The 19,642-nt window shown below is 26.8% G+C and carries 16 protein-coding genes; 6 read left to right on the top strand and 10 right to left on the bottom strand.

All coding sequences use genetic code 11. The annotated features are described in order from the left end of the window. From AVBRAN12654_RS02555 to AVBRAN12654_RS02520, 8 genes are all read right to left on the bottom strand, one after another. A partial coding sequence (locus AVBRAN12654_RS02555) for a cache domain-containing protein (protein WP_336607021.1) occupies positions 1-1,001 on the bottom strand: 1,001 nt, incomplete at its 3' end. 154 nt (positions 1,002-1,155) lie between these two features. Continuing rightward, positions 1,156-1,743 (bottom strand): response regulator transcription factor, encoded by a 588-nt coding sequence (locus tag AVBRAN12654_RS02550; RefSeq protein ID WP_336607022.1) that lies wholly within the window; start codon positions 1,741-1,743, stop codon positions 1,156-1,158. Further along, positions 1,743-3,035 carry an HlyD family type I secretion periplasmic adaptor subunit gene (locus AVBRAN12654_RS02545; protein WP_214118428.1) on the bottom strand — a complete coding sequence of 431 codons (1,293 nt, stop codon included), beginning with the start codon at positions 3,033-3,035 and terminating at the stop codon, positions 1,743-1,745. Before AVBRAN12654_RS02545 ends, AVBRAN12654_RS02550 begins: the two co-directional genes overlap by 1 nt. Next, on the bottom strand, positions 3,032-5,167 hold the full coding sequence (locus AVBRAN12654_RS02540) for a type I secretion system permease/ATPase (RefSeq protein ID WP_336613872.1): 2,136 nt from the start codon (positions 5,165-5,167) through the stop codon (positions 3,032-3,034). Before AVBRAN12654_RS02540 ends, AVBRAN12654_RS02545 begins: the two co-directional genes overlap by 4 nt. Next, positions 5,164-7,056, bottom strand: coding sequence for a bifunctional diguanylate cyclase/phosphodiesterase (locus AVBRAN12654_RS02535; protein ID WP_214118432.1), 1,893 nt, complete (start codon positions 7,054-7,056; stop codon positions 5,164-5,166). Before AVBRAN12654_RS02535 ends, AVBRAN12654_RS02540 begins: the two co-directional genes overlap by 4 nt. Next, positions 7,053-7,718: a transglutaminase-like cysteine peptidase gene (locus AVBRAN12654_RS02530; RefSeq protein WP_214120625.1), complete on the bottom strand. Its 666-nt coding sequence runs from the start codon at positions 7,716-7,718 to the stop codon at positions 7,053-7,055. The genes AVBRAN12654_RS02535 and AVBRAN12654_RS02530 overlap by 4 nt, the downstream gene beginning before the upstream one ends. Positions 7,719-7,721: 3 nt before the next feature. Next, a complete protein-coding gene (locus AVBRAN12654_RS02525; RefSeq protein ID WP_214118436.1) occupies positions 7,722-9,521 on the bottom strand; it encodes a TolC family protein in 1,800 nt (599 codons plus the stop codon). A gap of 132 nt (positions 9,522-9,653) precedes the next feature. After that, positions 9,654-10,955, bottom strand: coding sequence for a triphosphoribosyl-dephospho-CoA synthase (locus AVBRAN12654_RS02520; RefSeq protein ID WP_336613871.1), 1,302 nt, complete (start codon positions 10,953-10,955; stop codon positions 9,654-9,656). Positions 10,956-11,016: 61 nt separating this feature from the next. Here AVBRAN12654_RS02520 and AVBRAN12654_RS02515 point away from each other — a divergent pair, with 61 nt between their 5' ends. From AVBRAN12654_RS02515 to citF, 6 genes are all read left to right on the top strand, one after another. Further along, entirely contained in the window at positions 11,017-12,555 is a 1,539-nt protein-coding gene (locus tag AVBRAN12654_RS02515; protein WP_336613870.1) for a sensor histidine kinase, read from the top strand. After that, positions 12,548-13,198 (top strand): response regulator, encoded by a 651-nt coding sequence (locus AVBRAN12654_RS02510; protein ID WP_336613869.1) that lies wholly within the window; start codon positions 12,548-12,550, stop codon positions 13,196-13,198. The genes AVBRAN12654_RS02515 and AVBRAN12654_RS02510 overlap by 8 nt, the downstream gene beginning before the upstream one ends. Positions 13,199-13,301: 103 nt before the next feature. Continuing rightward, positions 13,302-14,573, top strand: coding sequence for a 2-hydroxycarboxylate transporter family protein (locus AVBRAN12654_RS02505; RefSeq protein WP_214118450.1), 1,272 nt, complete (start codon positions 13,302-13,304; stop codon positions 14,571-14,573). 1 nt (position 14,574) lies between these two features. Next, entirely contained in the window at positions 14,575-14,820 is a 246-nt protein-coding gene (locus AVBRAN12654_RS02500) for a hypothetical protein (protein WP_214118452.1), read from the top strand. Continuing rightward, a complete protein-coding gene (locus AVBRAN12654_RS02495) occupies positions 14,817-15,632 on the top strand; it encodes an HpcH/HpaI aldolase/citrate lyase family protein (RefSeq protein ID WP_336613868.1) in 816 nt (271 codons plus the stop codon). The genes AVBRAN12654_RS02500 and AVBRAN12654_RS02495 overlap by 4 nt, the downstream gene beginning before the upstream one ends. Then, complete coding sequence (gene citF / locus AVBRAN12654_RS02490; RefSeq protein ID WP_336613867.1) at positions 15,629-17,137, top strand: citrate lyase subunit alpha; 1,509 nt, start codon at positions 15,629-15,631, stop codon at positions 17,135-17,137. Before AVBRAN12654_RS02495 ends, citF begins: the two co-directional genes overlap by 4 nt. A gap of 43 nt (positions 17,138-17,180) precedes the next feature. Here the strand turns inward: citF and AVBRAN12654_RS02485 are convergent, their stop codons facing one another. Both AVBRAN12654_RS02485 and AVBRAN12654_RS02480 read right to left on the bottom strand, forming a co-directional pair. Then, the gene (locus AVBRAN12654_RS02485) at positions 17,181-18,446 is read right to left on the bottom strand and encodes an MFS transporter (protein WP_336608573.1); all 1,266 of its coding nucleotides are present in this window, start codon (positions 18,444-18,446) and stop codon (positions 17,181-17,183) included. Further along, entirely contained in the window at positions 18,436-19,641 is a 1,206-nt protein-coding gene (locus tag AVBRAN12654_RS02480) for a hydantoinase/carbamoylase family amidase (protein ID WP_214118460.1), read from the bottom strand. Before AVBRAN12654_RS02480 ends, AVBRAN12654_RS02485 begins: the two co-directional genes overlap by 11 nt. Between the last annotated feature and the right edge of the window lies 1 nt (position 19,642).

Here is a 19,642-nt window from a genome sequence, read left to right as displayed (position 1 = left end):
GTGATTGCGATTTTATTAGCATCATTTTTTTCATAATTTAAAAATTCAAAAAATTCAGTTAAACCATTTTGCATAGCAATCATAGGATTTAAAGATTTTTTGATTAAATAGTATAAAATTCCTATAACTACAATAATAAATATTATAAACTCATAAATTGAATTCATCATACTATTATGAATAGTATCATCAATATTTGCCTTTGGCATAATTGAGCAAACATCATATCCTGTTAATTTATCTTCTAAACAATAAGCTATATATTCTTTATCATTTTTATTAAATATAAAATTACCACTATTATCATTTTTATAATAATTTTGTAATTTACTTACAAATTCTTTTTTCCATTCAGGATTACCTAAATCATCTTTATTAGAACTTGAAATAATCTCATCATTTTTATCTAAAATTATAGTGCTAGAATTTTTTAAAGAATTTGCTCTAGTAATCTCATCGCTAAAATCATCAATTAAAATATTACCACCAACAACAGCTACTATTTTATTATCAATTACTACAGGTGCAAAAATAGTTGTAGCTGATTTTTTACTTGAAACATCTTGATATACTGAAGATAAATTTGCTTGTTTTAATTCTAAAGCTTCTTTATACCAAGCTCTAGTTCTACCATCAAAATTAGGGATTAATCTAAAAGTTAAATCAGATTCAGCCTTATAAACATCGCCATTTGTTAAACCTACAAATAAACCTTTAAAATCTAAAATCTTATTATCATCTTCTATTATTTGCTTAATAAAATTTGGGCTTACATCTTTTGCTTCTTCAAATTTTTTAGCAATTTTTTTAATATTATTTAATTTTACATCTATATAAGAATTTATATACAAATTCTTTAAAGTTATATCATTTCTATTTAATTCATTGTAATTTGAATTAATAATAGTTTTAACTCTATTTAATTCGTATGAAGTTAAAATTACTGATGCAATTATTAAAACTGCGGTAAGATATATGGAAATTTTTTGTGATAGTTTCATTTAAATCCTTTTTTGTAATAATTTAAAAAGGCGTAGTATAAATAAACAAAGTTAAATAAAACTTAAGTAATAATAATTATTAATTAAAAATATTAACTAAAAGAATACAATTTTAATCCTATTTTAAACAAGAATTTAAAATAGGACTTTATATTTATTTATCAATATTTTTTAAAGCCATTACGAATTGAATTCTATTCTTAACCCCTACTTTTTGATAAATAGTTGAAGTTATAGCCTTTATAGTTCTTTCACTAAGCTGCAAAATATTAGCAATTTGTGCGTTGTTTAATCCATCTTTTATATAATTTGCAACTACTTTTTCTCTATCAGTTAATAATTCATATAAATCATTATTATCTTGTTTATAGCTTTGATTAATAAGGCTTATCATATTATTAATAATATCAGGTAATAACCATATACCACCATTACTAATACAATTAATTGCATCTATAAAGTGAATTTTTTGCATTCTTGCATTTGCATAACCTTTAGCATTGCCATTTAAAAACGCTTGAGATTCTATAAAATTTGGATTTTTTGATATAGCTAGACATTTAAAATTATATTTTGATAATTCTTTTATACTATCAATATTATCGCAAATTATAACATTAGCATCTTTGTATTTAGCTATTATTACATCTAAATAATTTGTTGAATATACATTAAAATCATTCAATATTTCTTCTAAATAAGTTCTTAGCTCTTTATCTTCTACATTTATAATTATTTGCATCATCTTTCCCTTAAAGCATTTTGTTTGGTTTTAAATATTGGTTTTAATAAATAATCTAATATAGTCTTTTTACCAGTAACAATATCAGCATTTACTATCATACCCACTTTGATATTTAGTGGGTGTTCATCTGTTCCTAGATGATTTTTTTCTGTTACGATTTTTACTAAATAAAAACTCTCTCCTTTATCATTGGTTTCTGTATCGGCACTAATTTGCATAACTTGTCCTTCAAGTCCACCATAAATACTAAAATCATAAGCACTTACCTTAATAATAGCTCTTAAACCTTCTCTTAAAAATGCCACATCAGCAGGTTTAACCTTAACTTCAGCAATCAATCTATCATCAAGTGGAACTATTTCAGCTATATTTTCACCTGGCTTGATTACTCCTGAAACAGTATGAACATTAAGCTTTGAAACTATACCATTTACAGGGCTTTTTACTAAGGTTCTATCAACCCTATCATCAAGACCTATTTGACTTTTATTAATTCTAGCAATTTCAGCATTTGTTTCATTTAGTTCTTTTTTAGAATCATTAATAAAACCTAATCTTATTTCATTCAATGTAGCTTCTAATTTAGGTAGCGATAATCTTGCTTGAGATAATTCTCCCCTAATATCATTTAATTGTCTGCTAATTTGTAAATATTCAACTTCACTTACACTACCTTTTTTATAAAGACTATAAGTTAAATCATTTTGTTTAGATACTAAATTATAACTCGTGCTTAGATGGTTGATTTTTGATTTTAGTTCCTTTATTTCGCTTTCTTTTTGAGAAATTTTTTCTTTTAATTGCTCTATATTACTCTCATATAAACTTTGTTCGTTTTTTAAAGTCTGTGGGAAAATTTTATTTACTTCATCTTCGCTTAAAATACTAATATCAAATTCTTTACTATTTGCTTGAGCAAAAAGCCTAATTTTTTTAGCCAAAAGCTCACTAATTTTTACTTCACTCTCGCCTAAAGAACTCTCAAAACTTTTATTATCAATCTTAAGTAATACTTGACCTTTTTTTACAACATCACCTTCTCTTACTAATAATTCTTGAACTATACCACCTTCTAGGTTTTGAACTACTTGGTTTTGACCACTAGGCACTACCTTGCCCTGCCCCCTTGTAATCTCATCAATCTCTGCTACACTCATCCAAGCAATCAAACCAATTACACAAGTAATAATTATATAAAGCATAGTTTTTGTTTTTTGAGAGCTTTTTGATAATACAGCTTGTGATAAGCTATTCATAAAATCTAAATCATCTTTTGTATAGTTTTTCATCTACTAGCTCCTAACTTTGCTAAAACTTCTTCTTTACTTCCATCTAAAACTACCTTAGCATTATCAATTACAATTATTCTATCAACTAGATTAAGAAGTGATTGTTTATGAGTAATTACTATTAATGTTTTATCTTTGCAAGCTTCTTTTAAATTATTTATAACTTTTGCTTCTGTTTGAGTATCTATTTGATTTGTTGGCTCATCTAGTAGCATAATAGGTGTATTTGTTATAAACGCTCTTGATATTGCAATAGCTTGTCTTTGACCACCGCTTATACCTTCTCCACGCTCATAAACAGGCATATCAAATCCAAGTGGGTGAGAATTTACAAATTCACTAACGCAAGAAATATTTGCAGCTTTTATAATTTCTTCATCACTTGCATAAGGTGCTTTATAAACTATATTTTCTCTTAAAGTGCCTTTAAATAGCATAATATCTTGAGAAACATAGCCAATATGCTCTCTTAAATCCACTGGGTCAATTTGCTCAATATCAATACCATCTACATGAATACTGCCTTTACTTGGCTCATAAAGTCCCATAATTAATTTTTCTATAGTTGTTTTTCCACTACCATTTTTACCAATAATTGCAACTTTTTCTCCAGCATTAATCTTAAAGCTAACATCACTTAAAGATTCTTTTTTAGCTTCTGGATAAGCAAATGAAACATTTTTAAACTCAATACCACCTAAGAAATTATTTCTTCTTACAAATTTTTTGCCATTTTCACGCTCTACTGGCATATTCATAATATCATTAAGGCTCTTATAAGCTGTTTTAGTCTGCTCGTAATTTGATATAAGAGAAGCTACCTGACCCATAGGAGATATTGCACGAGAACTTAAAATCACACTAGCAACAAGACCACCCATACTAAGCTCCATATCCTTAATCATATAAACACCCAATACAACAATAGCAATAGTGTTAAATTGAACTAAAAACCCTGTAACCATAGGAATAGAACTAGATAATAATTTATTTTTTATACTTTTATTAGCAATTTCTCCTGTTGCTTCTTCGTATATCCATTGAGAAGAAGATGCTGCACCTAAAGTCTTAATTGTCTCAAGTGTATTTAAACTCTCAATTAAAACACCATTTTTAAATGCACTTGCTTGATATGTGCTTTCTATTGAAGTTTGTAAGGGTTTTCTAATACTAAATGTATAAATTAAAATAAGTATCATAACAACAACAGGAACTACTACTAAATGCCCTGCTAGAAAATAAATTGTTGCTAAAAATATTATACAAAATGGCAAATCCACAATAGCAGCAATACTAGCGTTTGCAAAAAAACTTTTAAGCGTATCAAATTCTTTTAGATTTTGCGCAAAAGAACCAACACTAGCAGGTCTAGAACTTAATTTAATATCCAACACTCTTTCATAAATTAATGAGCTCATAATAATATCGCTCTTTTTTGAAGCTGTTTCTAAAAAATAAGCTCTAACTAATTTAATAATCATATCAATTGTATAAACAACAAATACTCCTAAAGCTAAAACCCATAAAGTCTCAATTGCATTATTAGGCACAACCCTATCATAAACATTCATTGTAAAAAGCGGACCTGCTAAAACAAATAAGTTTATGATAAATGAAGCTAGTAAAACATCTACATAAATTGATTTTGATTTTTTAAGCGTATCCCAAAACCAATGCTCATTAGGGTTATTTTTAAGATTATTTATTTCATTTTTAATAACAAATTCTCTTTTTAAATAAAAAGCATAGCCTAAATATTCTTCTTCAATTTCTGCTTTACTAACCAATGTAGCTGCACCATCAAATCCTGGAAAAATAATACTTAATTTATCATTATCTTGAAAACTTTGTAAAATACATGCTTTTTGGTCTTTTAGCATTAAAATACAAGGCAATACTAAATTAGGAATATCTTTTAAATCTTTTTTCACTAATGTGCTAGCAAAACCAGCTCTTTTTGCAGCTCTACTAAAAAGAGATTTTTTATTATTTTTTGAAAATAGCTCTATACCGCCTAAATTTTTATCATAAGGCAACCCAGCTGTAAGTGCTTCGGCACTATAAGGATTGTTATAAAGCTTAGTAAGAATAACTAGACAATCTAGCAATTCATCTGTTTTTGTATTTATCATATTTCTTCCTTAACTTTACTTGTGTAATTTCCTTGAACTAAATTAATATTTAATTCTTTTATTTTGTTGTAAGTTTCTTCATCTTCTATACCTATTGCAATTATTTTTATTCCTTTTGAATTTAAGATAATTTCTAAAGCATTTTTAGCCCCACTAGCATTAACATCTTCTAATAAATCAAGCAATGTTCTTGCCTGAACTTTAATATAAGAAATATTTAATTCATTTAAAATACTTAAGTTTTCTTTGTTTAAAGTAAAATGGTCAAGCCCTAAAGCTATATCATAAGTCTTAGCAAATCTTGAAAACTCAATAAGATTTCTAATATTTAATTCCTTACTCATAGCAAGTTCTAAATAAACTTTTTCATTTTTTCTAGTTTTGAATATTTTTTCTAATTTTTGATAATTTTCTGCTTTTATTAAATCATTTGAAATATTTACAGAAATTCCTGATTTAAATTCTTCACTTAAAGCCTTGCTTAATACATAAATATCTAATTCTTTTGATAAATTAAGCTCATTTACAATAGGCATAAAATAAGAAGCATTTTTTAATTCATTTTTATATTTTAATCTCAAATATAATTCTTTATGATATACATTATTATCAGTATCTAAAACTTCTTGGCTAGCAAAACAAAAATCATTATTATTCATAGCGTTATAAATAAATGTTCTAAATTGCTCTTTACCTAAGATAATATTATCAGAATTATTTGATTTGTTTAAAGAATAATTAGTCTTATTTTTAATTAACAATAAGTCTAGTTCAGCAAGAATTTCATTTAGCTTTTTTCCTTCATAAGAACTTAAAGAACTGCTTATTAAAAACTCACTATCATCAAGTCCAAATTCTTTAAATAAATCTTTTATTTTATTTAGATAATTTACGCAGTTTTCTTCAAAACCTAAAGAATTCTCGCCTAAAACAGCGAAATCATTTTCATTAATTGAAAACACACATTCACTATCAAAAACCTTATCATTATCTCTTAAAATATCTGATAATCTTCCTAAAAATTCCATAGATTTATTAAAACCTAAAATCTTTTTTAGATTATAAGTTTCTTTAATACTTAATAAAAAGCAATATCCATTTGAATATTCTTCCCTACTTTTAATTGATTCAAATTTATTTATAAAATATCTTCTATTAAATAGCTTAGTTCTTTCATCTTTATAAAGCAAATCATTGTATTTATCTAGTGTTTCACTCTCTTTATCAAATATATCTTTAACCTTACCTACCATTGAGTTCATTGCCATTACCATTTTTCTAACTTCTTGGGTAAATGGTAGTTTATTTTGTATTATAAACTCGTGTTCAAGTATAGCTTCTGCTTGTTTTCTAACCTTATTTAGTGGTGCTAAAATCGCTTTTAGTGAAAAATAAATTAAAATCATAGAAACTATAAAAATAATCACTAAATTAATAAACAATTCTTTAAGGGTTGTATAAAGTTGCTCGTAAGCAAATGCAGGGCTAATTTGCACATAAATAGTGCCTATTTTATTCCATTGTCTAATCTCAAAACTCTCAACAGGAGTGCTAATATTTACAAGTTTTACAAATAAATCACTAACTCCATAAAATACTTTTTCTTTACTTTTATCATAAACTATCTCATCATTTGCGTCAGTGAATTTAATTTCTTGATAATATCCACTATCAAAAATAGCATTAATCATAAGCTCAACGCTATCTTTATCAACATTATCTAAAGTAGCAATTGATAATCCTAGTGAAGTTGCTGTATGCTTTGCATTTGCACTTAATTGCTCGTTTATAAAATCATTTGTAGTTTGATAATTTTTAACACCAACAATAGCTATTATAATTAATATAAAAACTATAGCACCTAATAAAATTTGCTTAAATAAAGTCATAAATCACCCTTTTTTAAATTCTCTAAATAACTAGACCAATCTTTTGTATATTTTGAAGATTTTGCCGATAATTTACCGCTTGATGCTTGTTGTGCTAAAAATAAGTCTTTAGCATTAAACGATAACACAGGCTTTAAATCAACTCTTTTATTTGCTCTTTTAATTGAATTTGTATTACTATCTAAAATAAAAGGAATATCGTTAGGTTTTTCATAATATGCTAAAACCATATGAGAAATCCATTTGCCATTTAAATTAGCATATACGTATGTAAAAAATAATTTTTCTTCACTAACTCCTAAATCAAGTAAGGTAAGATATTTTGCGATTACGAAATCTTCGCAATCTCCAAAACCCTTTCCAAGCGATTCAAATCTATTAGCCCAATAATCAGTCTTACCCCAAGTTATCATATCATCTTGCCATTTTATAATACTTGGGTCATTAAAAAATTCATTAACTTTTACTAATTTATTTGCATCATTTGTATTTTGTATATCTTGCATTAGCTTATCTAGTTTTTCAAGTCTTTTAACACTAACTTGTCCGTAAGTCTTCTCCATTCTAACATAAGTTTGTGGTTTAATGAATGAAGAACTAGATAAACTAATACCGATAAAAAGAGTGAATAAAATCACTCTTTTAAAAATTCTACTATACATTAATTACTTAATATCAGAGATTGAGCAAGCTTTATTAATGTATTGTTTTGCATAACCATTAACAAAACCTTCAGAAATTACACCCATATTATCAAGCATTTTGTATTGGGTTAATAAAATATTGCTCTTTGTATTAATTAATTCTTTAGCAGCTGAAAAATATTCGCTTTGAGCATCTAATACATTGATTAAATCTCTTTTACCAATTTTAAATTCATCTTCATAAGTTAAAAGTGTAGATTTAGCGTATTCAACATAATCATTTAAATAATTTAATTTATCATTACTAATTTTATATGAATTAAATGCGTATGAATTGCTTTCTTCTAATTCTCTTAAAGTAGCATTATAATCCATTTGACTTGCTAATGCCCCGATTTTACTTTTTTCAACATTTAGCTTATCTTGACCTTTATTAAATAGGTTGTATGAAAATCTTAAATAAGCACCTGCTGAAGTATCTTTAGTATCTGCTTGTAAATCTCTAAAGATTTTATCTTTTGCATAGTTTGCACTTAATTCTAAGTCTAATTTAGGTAAATAATTTCCTTTTTTAACCTTTGTTTCATATTCAAGCACATTGATATTTTCAGCTTGAATTCTCACACTTGGATTACATTTTTTACTAATTTCATTTAAGCCTTCAACTGAACTAGGAATTGCATAAGTAAATTCTGGCATTACAAGAGAATTAATATCTACATTTTTACCAAATAATCTTGTAAATCTTGATTCAGCATCTTTAAAATCGTTTTCTGCTGATAATAAGTTATTTTTAGCAAGTGCTAAACGGCTTCCTGCTTGTCTTTCTTCACTAGCTCTTGCAAAACCTGAACTTGTTCTATCTTTGATTAGAGCATAAATATCTTCGTGAGCTTTTACATTTTTTTGTGCTATTTCAAGTAATAGTTTAGTTTTTATCATATCTAAATATGCTTTAGTGCTATCATATACGATTTCATTTGAATTTTGAATTACTTTATAAGCTGTAGAATTTGTAATGTGGCTTTGTTGAGCCTTGCCATTCATATCTTTTCCACCATTAAATAAGTTTTCTGTTAAAACTATTGAAGCATCGTGAGTTGTGCCTGTTCCTTTTTGTTCAGGTTGTACATTAACTTTTTTCTTTTTATTAACATATCCACCATTTGCATATACATTTAACATTGGATAATATTCAGCACTTGCTATATCTAAGTCTTTTAAAGATTTTAAATATTCTTGTTTATAAGTATTTACACTTGGGTTTGTATCAAGAACACTAGCAATCATTTTATTTAAAGTAATTGAATTAGCGTCTTCAACATTGTTAAATGCAGGAATATTTAAACCATTATCATTTTTTTCATCTAAACTATCTAACATACTTGAAACAGATGAATTATTATCTACAACAGTTGGTTCGCTAGTTAATTCGTCATTGTTTAAATTAGTATCTACTTCACTATCAACCTTAGAAAATTTAGGTTCATTTGGTTTTCTAGTCGTAAAATAAGCGTCTTTATAGATAGAATTTGAGCGAAGATAGTTTCTAATCTCTGTTACTTTTGATTTAGACATATCAGCAGTTTCAACAACTACGGTGTGATATGTGCTATTGTTTACACTTTGTGGGTCACTAGCTCTTGCTTTTACCACCAATTCATTAGCGTATTTGCTACTATTAACAACTTTTTCAATATTTGATTTTATTTTGTTTAATGTAGCATAATCGTCTTTTTTAAAGCTGGCTATGAATATATTATATTCAGCTGCGTGCAAGCAACTAGCCGCAATAATAGATGTGATTAATGTTTTTTTCATCATTGTTCCTTAAGTTTAAAAATAAATTAAAGGTATTACTTTAATTAATTAAACTTAATATTTCCATAGATTTTTTACTTTTTTTTATAAAAAATTTTAATCTTATATAATTTTTAAGTAATTATTAAAAAATTATTTTATTTTTATAAAATTTAAAAATATTATTAATGATAAAACATCAGCACTTCCACCAAAACTAATGCTTTTACTTGAGTATAAAATATTTAATTTATTAATAATTTTTATTATTTTACTATCATCATATTTACTAAGTTTTAAGCAAGTATTTTTTACTTGTAAATAATTATCATAATTATAATTTAATCTTTTTATTAAACTCGTATCATCTATTAAATATACGATATAAAATAAAGTCTTTAATAAACTTATATCATTTTTAATCTTAAATGCTTGATAGAATTTAAAAGCCTTAAAAGTATTTAAAAATCCTTTCTCAACCTCATCTCTTATCCCCTTAATCCCAAATCTTTGAAAGCAAATCCCACCGATTGAATTAAGGTTATTATTTAACTCATTTTGACATAGATTTACACATAAATCTTTTGTAATTTTTGAGATATTTTCAAGCGATAATTCATCTTCACTTTTGCTACAAGCAAAAATCATAATCGCAAACAAAAATAAAGCACCTTTATGAGTATTTATATTATTTGTGGCATTAAACATAGATTTTTCTGCTATTTGACCTATTTTTTTAAGCCTAATAAAATCATTTCTTTTTGATAATTTTGCTAAAGTATAAAAGCTATCAAAATATTCTCTTAATTCACTTACGCTATCTAAAAAGGTATAAAAGTTCATATCATTATGAGAATTTGAACTAAATCTATCAACCAAGCCGATTTTAGGAGATAAGCTAACTTCATACAATAATGCCTTTAAAGCAGCTTTGCTAAAATTATTTTTAATACTTTTATTTATGCAAATATACACATAAAAATCATCAAATAATTCATCAAGCTTTTTATATATGCTAGATTTTGTATGAGTGTTATTTCTTTGACAAACTATGGCTAATTCATCACATAAAAAGCACCTCCTACCTGCATTTCTTAGCTTAATTGTCTCGTTATTAAAATACACATCAAAATCAAATAATCTTGAAAAATTATATTTATTTTCTAAAGATATAGTGAGTTTTTTTATATTTAAAGCTTCATCATCAATCGCAAATAAGCAAAATAATTCATCTAAATTAACACTATAATTTATGATATTTTCTAAACTAAGCACTTCGTTAATTCCGAATAAAAACAATTCTTTAACTTCACTAATATTAGCTATTTTATACATATAAGGAAGATTTAGGCTAAAGCAAATTACAGGAGTTTTATAAATATTTTCGTATTCAAGTCTTGCATTAAATCTCTTTTCTTTTTGTTCTAAAACTAGCTGAAGCAAATCTTTTTGCATAATTTCAAATTCCTTAAATGATTTTAATATAATGTATCCAAAAAACTATTAGGAATTTTAAATGAGATTATTTACAAAAATTACTTTAACATTTTTTTTAATTTCTTTTATAGTTTTAAGCATTACTTCTACATTTTTATTTTTTCAAAGCAAAAAATTAATTGAAAATGAAATAAGTCATAAAATAGAAGCTATTTCTAAAACCTTAGCAAATAATATAGATTTAAACGATGCTAATCTAAACGAAAATATAAATAAACTAAGCAAAGACTTAAACCTAGATTTTATAGTAATCATTGATAGCTCTTATAAAAGATTAACCCATCCAAATAAAAATCTTTTAGGAACTTTAGTTGAAGGTGGAGATGCTAATAGAGCAATTAGTAAAGCAGAAAGCTATATATCAATAGCAAAAGGCTCATTAAAGCGTTCAATTAGAAGCTTTAGCCCTATAATAAAAGATGAAAAGGTTGTAGGTGCTGTAATCGTTGGTGTTTTTGTTGATTATCTAAATCAAATTATCTTTGAAGAAAATAAATACAATATCGCCTTAGTAATTGCACTAATAATTATAATTTTATTATCAGCAAAATTATTAAATAAAAATATCAAAAATGTTTTATTTGGTTTAGAGCCAAAGCAAATCGCAAATCTTTTAGCAAGACAAAACGCAATTTTAAAAACCTTAAACGATGGCATAATAGCCGTTGATGACAAAAACACAATAACTCTAATAAACGATAAAGCAAAAGAGATTTTTAAACTAGCCTTAGTAGATGATGATTTAATAGGTAAAAACGCTAATATAATTCCGCATTCAAATATGAATGAAGTCTTAAGTACTAAAAAAGCCGAAATCAATCAAGAGCAAAAGCTAAATGATATAACCATTCTAACGACTAGAATTCCATTCTTTATAGATAATAACTTTGCAGGTGTAGTTGCGTCTTTTAAAGATTTAAGAGAGGTTAAAAAACTAGCTAGTGAATTATTAGATACTAAAAAATATGTAGATGCACTAAGAGCAAATCATCATGAGTTCTCAAACAAATTACACATAATAAACGCTTTAATAGAAAATAATAAATTTAATGAAGCAAAGAATTTTTGCGATGAGCTAATAAACAAAAATCAAGATAATTTAAATAGACTTACATACAACATAAAAGATAAAGTAATATTAGCCTTTTTTGAAAGTAAATTTGCATTCTTACAAGAACTAAAAATAAATGTAATTCTTAATAAAAAATCATCACTTAGCAATCTTGATGATATAAATATGCAAAACGATATTATAAGCATACTTTCAAATCTAATAAATAATTCAATAGATGCTTTAAATAATGTAAAAAATAAAAAGATAGAAATATTTATAAAAAACAATAAAAACTACCTTAAAATTCAATGTAAAGACAATGGCTGTGGTATAAAAGATAAAGCAAATTTATTTACCAAAGGCTATTCTACAAAAGGAGAATTAAGAGGATATGGGCTTTATTTATGTGCTAAAATTGCAGCTAATTATGATGGAACAATAAGTGTTAGTAAATTAAAAAACGGAAGCTCTTTTAGTGTAATTTTAAGGATTAATAATGATTAAGACAATAATAGTTGAAGATGATTTAATGGTTCAAGATATTAACAAAAACATAGTTTTATCGGTTGAAGGTTTTTGTTTAAAGGCTAGTTTTTGTGAAGTAAGTAGTGCGATAAGTTATTTATTAAATAATGAAATTGATTTAATCTTACTTGATTTAACTCTACCTAATACCGATGGCATTGAACTAATTAGAAAAATAAAAAGTGAATTTAATAAAATTGATATTATTGTAATTTCTGCTAGAAACGATAGCCTAAGCTTACAAAAAAGCTTAAACTTAGGTGTAATTGATTATATTCTAAAACCTTTTAAGCAAAATAGACTTGAAAGCTCGCTAAATCAATATAAGTTAAGAAGAAATCTACTAAATAGCAAAATCAATCAAGAAAATATTGATAAAGCTCTTTATAAACAAATTGATGAATTACCAAAAGGAATTGATAAAAATTCTTTAGCTCTTATAAAAGATAAAATAAAAGAATTTAATACTTGGTTCAATGTCAATGAATTAGAAAAACTAACAAATATTTCTAAAATATCTCTTAGAAAATATCTAACTTATTTAGAACAAATTAATTACATTGCTTCAAAACTAGAATATAAAGCCAAAGGAAGACCACAAATATATTATAAATTAAACTAATTTACTTATTTTAATTATTTAAAAGCTTTTTTAAATTACTTAAATTTACAAAATCTTAATTCTTCTTAAAATGAAAACTCAAATTATTTTTAAAGGAGTTTTTATGAAAGAAAGACAAATAGGTGGTGTAAATTTATACGCATTTTGTGTATTTGCACTTATTGTATTTTTCACTTGCTATTTTGGAAAACTTCCTAAAGATATGGTAGGCGGACTTGCTATTACTATGATTTTAGGAATACTGCTTGGCGAAATTGGTATGAAAGTGCCTATTTTAAAAAATATTGGCGGACCAGCTATATTAAGCATTTTTGTTCCATCTTGTATGGTTTATTATGGTTTATTAAATCAAAACTCAATAGATGCTATAACATTTTTCATTAAGCAATCTAATTTCTTATATCTTTATATAAGCGTTTTAGTAGTTGGAAGCATATTAAGTATGAAACGAGCAATTTTAATTGCAGGGTTTTTAAAAATGTTTATACCTTTATTTATAGGAACTTTTTTAGCTATTATAGTGGCATATTTAATAGGTTCAATTACTAGTATAGGCGGAGCTCACGCTGTATTTTATATAGCAATTCCTATCTTAAGTGGCGGAGTTGGAGAGGGAATTATCCCACTAAGTGTTGCTTATTCAGAAATTTTAGGCAATGCCAATTCATCAAATATAATAGCACTTCTAGCACCTGCTGCAATGCTTGGAAACTTATTTGCAATTGCTTATGCAGGATATTTAAAAAATCTAGCTTTAAAAAAGCCACATTTAAGTGGAAACGGGCTTTTAGTAAAAACTAAAGAAGAAAATATCAATTCTTTAAATAACGATACCTTGCCTTTTGATATTAAATTAATGGGTGCTGGTTTGCTCGTTGCGGTATGCTATTTTTTAATAGGAAAATTATTAAATATGATAATTTCAATTCCTGCTCCAATTATTATGATTATTATGGCTGCTATTACAAAAGTTTTAAACATAATGCCAAAAAGCCTAGAATACGGAGCTAATTTCATATATCAATTTGTAAGCAAAAACCTAACTTGGGCTCTTTTAGTAGGTGTTGGAGTTATTTGGACACCTTGGAAAGATGTAATTGCTGCAATTAATATTGCTTTTATAATAATTTGCTTTAGCGTAGTTACTACTATGGCACTTACTGGGTATTTTTGTGCAAAGTTTTTAAATATGTTTGAGATTGAATGCTCTTGCGTTATGGTTTGTCATTCAGGACTTGGTGGCACAGGAGATGTTGCAATTCTAGGCTCTTGTAATAGAATGGAACTTATGCCATTTGCACAGATTTCAACTAGAATTGGTGGGGCTTGCACGGTTATAGCTGCTACATTTTTATTTGCACAATTTGGAGTTTAAGATGATTAGCGTTGGAACTATTGAATCAAATGATTGTTTAATTAATATTCAAAAACATAAGGAATTTCAAATCGTATTTATAAATGAAGAAGAAAATCCTTATGCAAAACATATTAAGAACTTAATTCAAAATTATTGTAAAGAACACAAAAATACAAATGTCTTAATAGAGATAAATGATAAAGGTGCTTTAGATTTTTGTATCTTAGCAAGGCTAAAAACAGCATTAGAAAGGTTAGAAAAATGAGAAGAACATTGCTATTTATACCAGGAAATAATGCAGGAAATATTCAAAACGCAGGATTATTTGGAGCTGATGCTATTATATTTGACTTAGAAGATGCAGTAAGTCCTATGCAAAAAGATAGTGCCTTAAATCTAGTTTGCAATGCCTTAACTATGCTAAATTATGAATGTGAAAAAATAGTTAGGATTAATTTAGAGAATGCAAAAAACGATATTTTAGCACTATCAAAAACTAAAATTAATAGCATATTAATCCCAAAAGCTGAAAATGTAGAAGAGATTAAAGAACTTATCAAATACACTAAGAATTTAAATCCAAAAATTGAAATTTTACTTTTAATAGAAACTCCACTTGGCTTATTAAATGCTAAAGAATTAGCATTTTTAAATGGCGTTAGTGCTATTTGCTTTGGTGCAGAAGATTATACGAGCGAAATTGGTGCAAGAAGAAGTGAGAGTGGAGTTGAGATTGATTTTGCTAGAAATTATTTATTAAATGTATGTAAGGCTGCAAAAATAGATGCAATAGATACTCCATATACAAATATAAATGATGAAAATGGATTAATAGCCGATACAACTTATATTAAAAATCTAGGATTTGATGGCAAATTAGTAATTAGCCCAAGACATATTGATATTATTCATAATTGCTTTAAACCTAGCCAAAAAGAAATAATCTGGGCTAATCAAGTCCTAAACGCTATAAAAGAAGCCGAACTTAAAAAAAGTGGAGTAATTTCACTAAATGGCAAAATGATTGATGCACCTATTGTGAATCGTGCTAAAAAGATTTTAAAGGAAATTCTATGAATATTGATTATATTAAAGATTATGGAGAAGTAATTGCTTTTAACGGAGCATTTAGCTTAAAACCTAAAGAAAAATCACTTAAAAAGCATATAAAACTATCAAACCCAACTGATAATAAAGTCTATACAAATGTAAAAGAATTAATCAAAAAAACAGGCTTAAAAAGTGGAGATACAATATCATTTCATCATCATCTAAGAAATGGGGATAAAGTAGTAGGAATTATCTTACAAGCTTGTAAAGAGCTAGGCATAAATGATTTAAAACTAGCAATTAGTGCAATTTTTCCAACTCATGATTTTTTAGTAGAATATGCAAAAAAAGGAATAATAACTCAAATAGATACAAACTATTGCACAGGAAAAGTCGCAAATGCTATTTCTCGTGGAGAATTTAAAAAAGTAGCTATTTTTAGAACCCACGGCGGTCGTGCTAGAGCAATTTATGCTGGGGATTTAGAAATTGATGTAGCATTTATTGCAGCTAGTGCAACTGATAACGCAGGAAATATCAATGGAACAATGGGTAAAAATGCCTTTGGCTCAATTGGTTATGCTATGCCTGATGCAGACTGTGCTAAAGTTAGCGTTGCAGTAAGTGATACTATATATCCTTATCCATTAAGCAATCCTAGTATTACTCAAGATAAGATTGATTATGTTTTAATGGTTGATGAGATAGGTGATCCAAATGGTATTAAATCAGGCACAACTGATATTACAAAAGACCCAATTCAGCTAAAAATTGCTAAAACAACAGCTAATTTAATAGATGAAAGTGGGCTTTTAAAAGATGGTTTTTCATTTCAAACAGGAGCTGGTGGGATAAGCCTTGCAAGTGCTCATTATGTAAAAGAAATTATGAAAGAAAAAAATATTAAAGGCTCATTTATTATGGGCGGAATAACTGCATATTTAGTTAGTTTATATAATGAAGGGTATTTTAATAATATTTTTGATGTTCAAGGTTTTGATTTAGAAGCTTTAAAATCATTGCAAACTAATCCTAATCATTACGAAGTTAGCTCAAGTTTGTATGCAAACATTCACACAAGCTCTCCTATAGTAAATAGACTTGATTGCGTTGTTTTAGGAGCAACTGAAGTTGATACTAATTTTAATACCAATGTAATGACTAGTTCAAATGGATATATTATGGGCGGAAGTGGTGGGCATAGCGACGCTGCTGCAGGAGCAAAGCTAGCAATAATTACTACTAATTTAATTAGGACTAGAAAAGCTATCGTTAAAGAAAAAATAAACTCAATTACAACTCCAGGAGAAAGCATTAATGCACTTGTTTGCGAATACGGAATTGCACTAAATGATAAAACTTTAGCAAAAACCTTAAAAAACTCAAGGCTAAAAATACTTGATATAAAAGAATTAGCTAGTATTGCAAATGATATTTGCGGAGTTTGTGAGTATGAAAAATCAAATAAAAGAATAGTAGCCGTCGTTGAATATCGCGATGGCAGTGTAATTGATGTAATAAGACAAGTCTAAAACAATTAAAGAATTTGAAAATTAATTTTCAAATTCTTTTTAATTAAAACTCTTGCCAATTATCAAGACCTAATTTCTTCATTCTTACAACTCCCCAAAAAGCTAAAATACAAGACAATAAAGTCCAAGCAGCAGGAGCAAATAAGCTAAATTTTGCTAAATATGTAATAATTGCCGGAGTAAATCCTGCAAAAAATATTGCAACTAAATTATAAGAAATACTCAAACCACTACTTCTTACATGAGCAGGAAATAATAAACTCATAATAGCAGGTGCTAATCCAACAAAAAAACTAATTAATAAACATAAAATTATATGAATAGCAAATAATAAAAAAGCATTGCTACTACCTAATAAAACATATAAAGCCAAAAATGGAATAAAAGATAAAAGCCCAATAGAAATCATAAGAGATTTTATAAGACCAATTTTATGTGCTATAAACACTGCAAAAAAACACCCTAATGTCAAAAATATATTTCCTAAAAAACTAGCCGTATAGCCTAATTGCATATCATAGCCTAAGAATTTATGATAAAAAGTAGGCATAAAAATAATTAAACTATAAACTCCAGCAGTCCATAATGTACTAAAGAGCATACCTGTAAAAATTCTACCTTTATAATCTTTTAATAAATCTTTTAAAGGTGCTTTGTTTTTGTTCTCTTTTTGTTGCTCAATAAAAACTGCACTTTCATTAGATTTATTACGAATATATACACCAACAGGAATAATCAAAAGCCCGAAAGCAAAAGCATATTTCCAAGCACCATCATAAATATCTTGAGTAGTAAATATAGTAGTAATAATAACTCCAGCTAATGCAGATAATATATTAGCAATTCCAATGGTTGATTGCAAAAATGAAGCATATAATAATCTTTGCTTTTTATCAGCATTTTCTAATAAATAACTAGTTGCTCCACCGATTTCTCCACCTGCACTAAATCCTTGAAATAATCTTGCTACTAAAAGCATAATAGGAGCTAAATATCCTATATCTTGAAATTTTGGAGTTAATACTATAATAATTATTCCTATAGCCATTGTTGAAATAGTTAGCAATAAAGACTTTTTCCTACCATATTTATCACCTATATAACCACATAATATAGCACCAATAGGTCTTGCTATAAAACCAACCCCAAATAATAAAAAAGTATTAATCATATTAGTAATTGGGTCTGCTTCTTTTGGAAAAAAATTAGCACTAATATATACTGCAAAAAATGCGAATAAAGAAAAATCATACCATTCTAAAGCATTACCCATAGAAGCTGCTATAACGGTTCTTGTTCTATTTTTCATAACCACTCCTTAATATGTTATTTAAAATAATTTGAGTGCCAATAGCTGCATCTTCAAATGAGCTTTCTTCATCAGGATGATGAGATAAACCATTTTTGCTAGGTATAAAAATCATACCCATAGAAGCTATCTTAGCCATAAAAGCACTATCATGCCCTGCCCCACTTGGCATAATAATATTACTTACTTGTAGCTCATCTGCTGTTTGTTTTAAATTCTTAATAATTAAATCATCAGCAGGAGTAGCATTAGAATCTGATACTAATTTATAATTAGCGTCTAAATCTTTTAGCTTTTCTTCAATTTCTTTAATAAAATTTATTCTTATTAAATCATCTTCACTTCTTAAATCTATACTTATTTTTACACTATTAGAAATAACATTAGCAGCATTAGGCATTACACTACACGCCCCAACTGTTGCTACCGTATAAGCTTGTTTAGAATACTCAATAGCTTTATCATTTAACCATACGATAAATTTTGAAGAATTTAATAAAGCATCTTTTCTTAAATGCATAGCTGTTGTTCCTGCGTGATTGCTTAAACCTTTAAATTCCACATTAAATCTTGAAATACCTACAATTTTATTTACAATACCAATCTTAGTATTTAAACTCTCTAACATATTTCCTTGTTCAATATGCAATTCATAACTTTCAATAAGCTTACCTATTCCTAATTCGTTAAAAGTTCTAAATGATTTATTACCACCTGATTTGATTATCATATCTGATAATTTAGTATCATTAACTTTAATATCAAGTTGTTCTTTACTCAAATTACCAGACATTCCCCTAGAACCTACGCAAGATAAACCAAAATAATTAGGCTCTTCTCCTAAATAATCACAAAAAATTAAAGTTTTATCTAATTGTATATCTTTTAAAGCTGTAGCAATTACCATAGCAGATACAACACCTAAAACTCCATCAAATCTACCACCACTAGCAACGGTATCGCTATGAGAACCTATTATAATACATTCATTACTTTTGCCCTTTTTAATAGCTAACATATTGGCAAAATCATCATATATAACATTAAGTCCTAAATTTAAAAAATGATTTTTAATATATTTTCTACCTTCTTCATAAGTATTAGTAAATACCAATCTAGTAAAAGGACGATTTGTTTCTGTAATTTTTGCTAAATTATTTATATGAAATTTAATATCATCTGCAAGTATTTTCATA

This window comes from Campylobacter sp. RM12654 (assembly GCF_020137585.1).
Taxonomy (GTDB): domain Bacteria; phylum Campylobacterota; class Campylobacteria; order Campylobacterales; family Campylobacteraceae; genus Campylobacter_E.
Note: the sequence above shows the minus strand (reverse complement) of the source record. Positions and strands in the feature narration are given on the sequence as shown.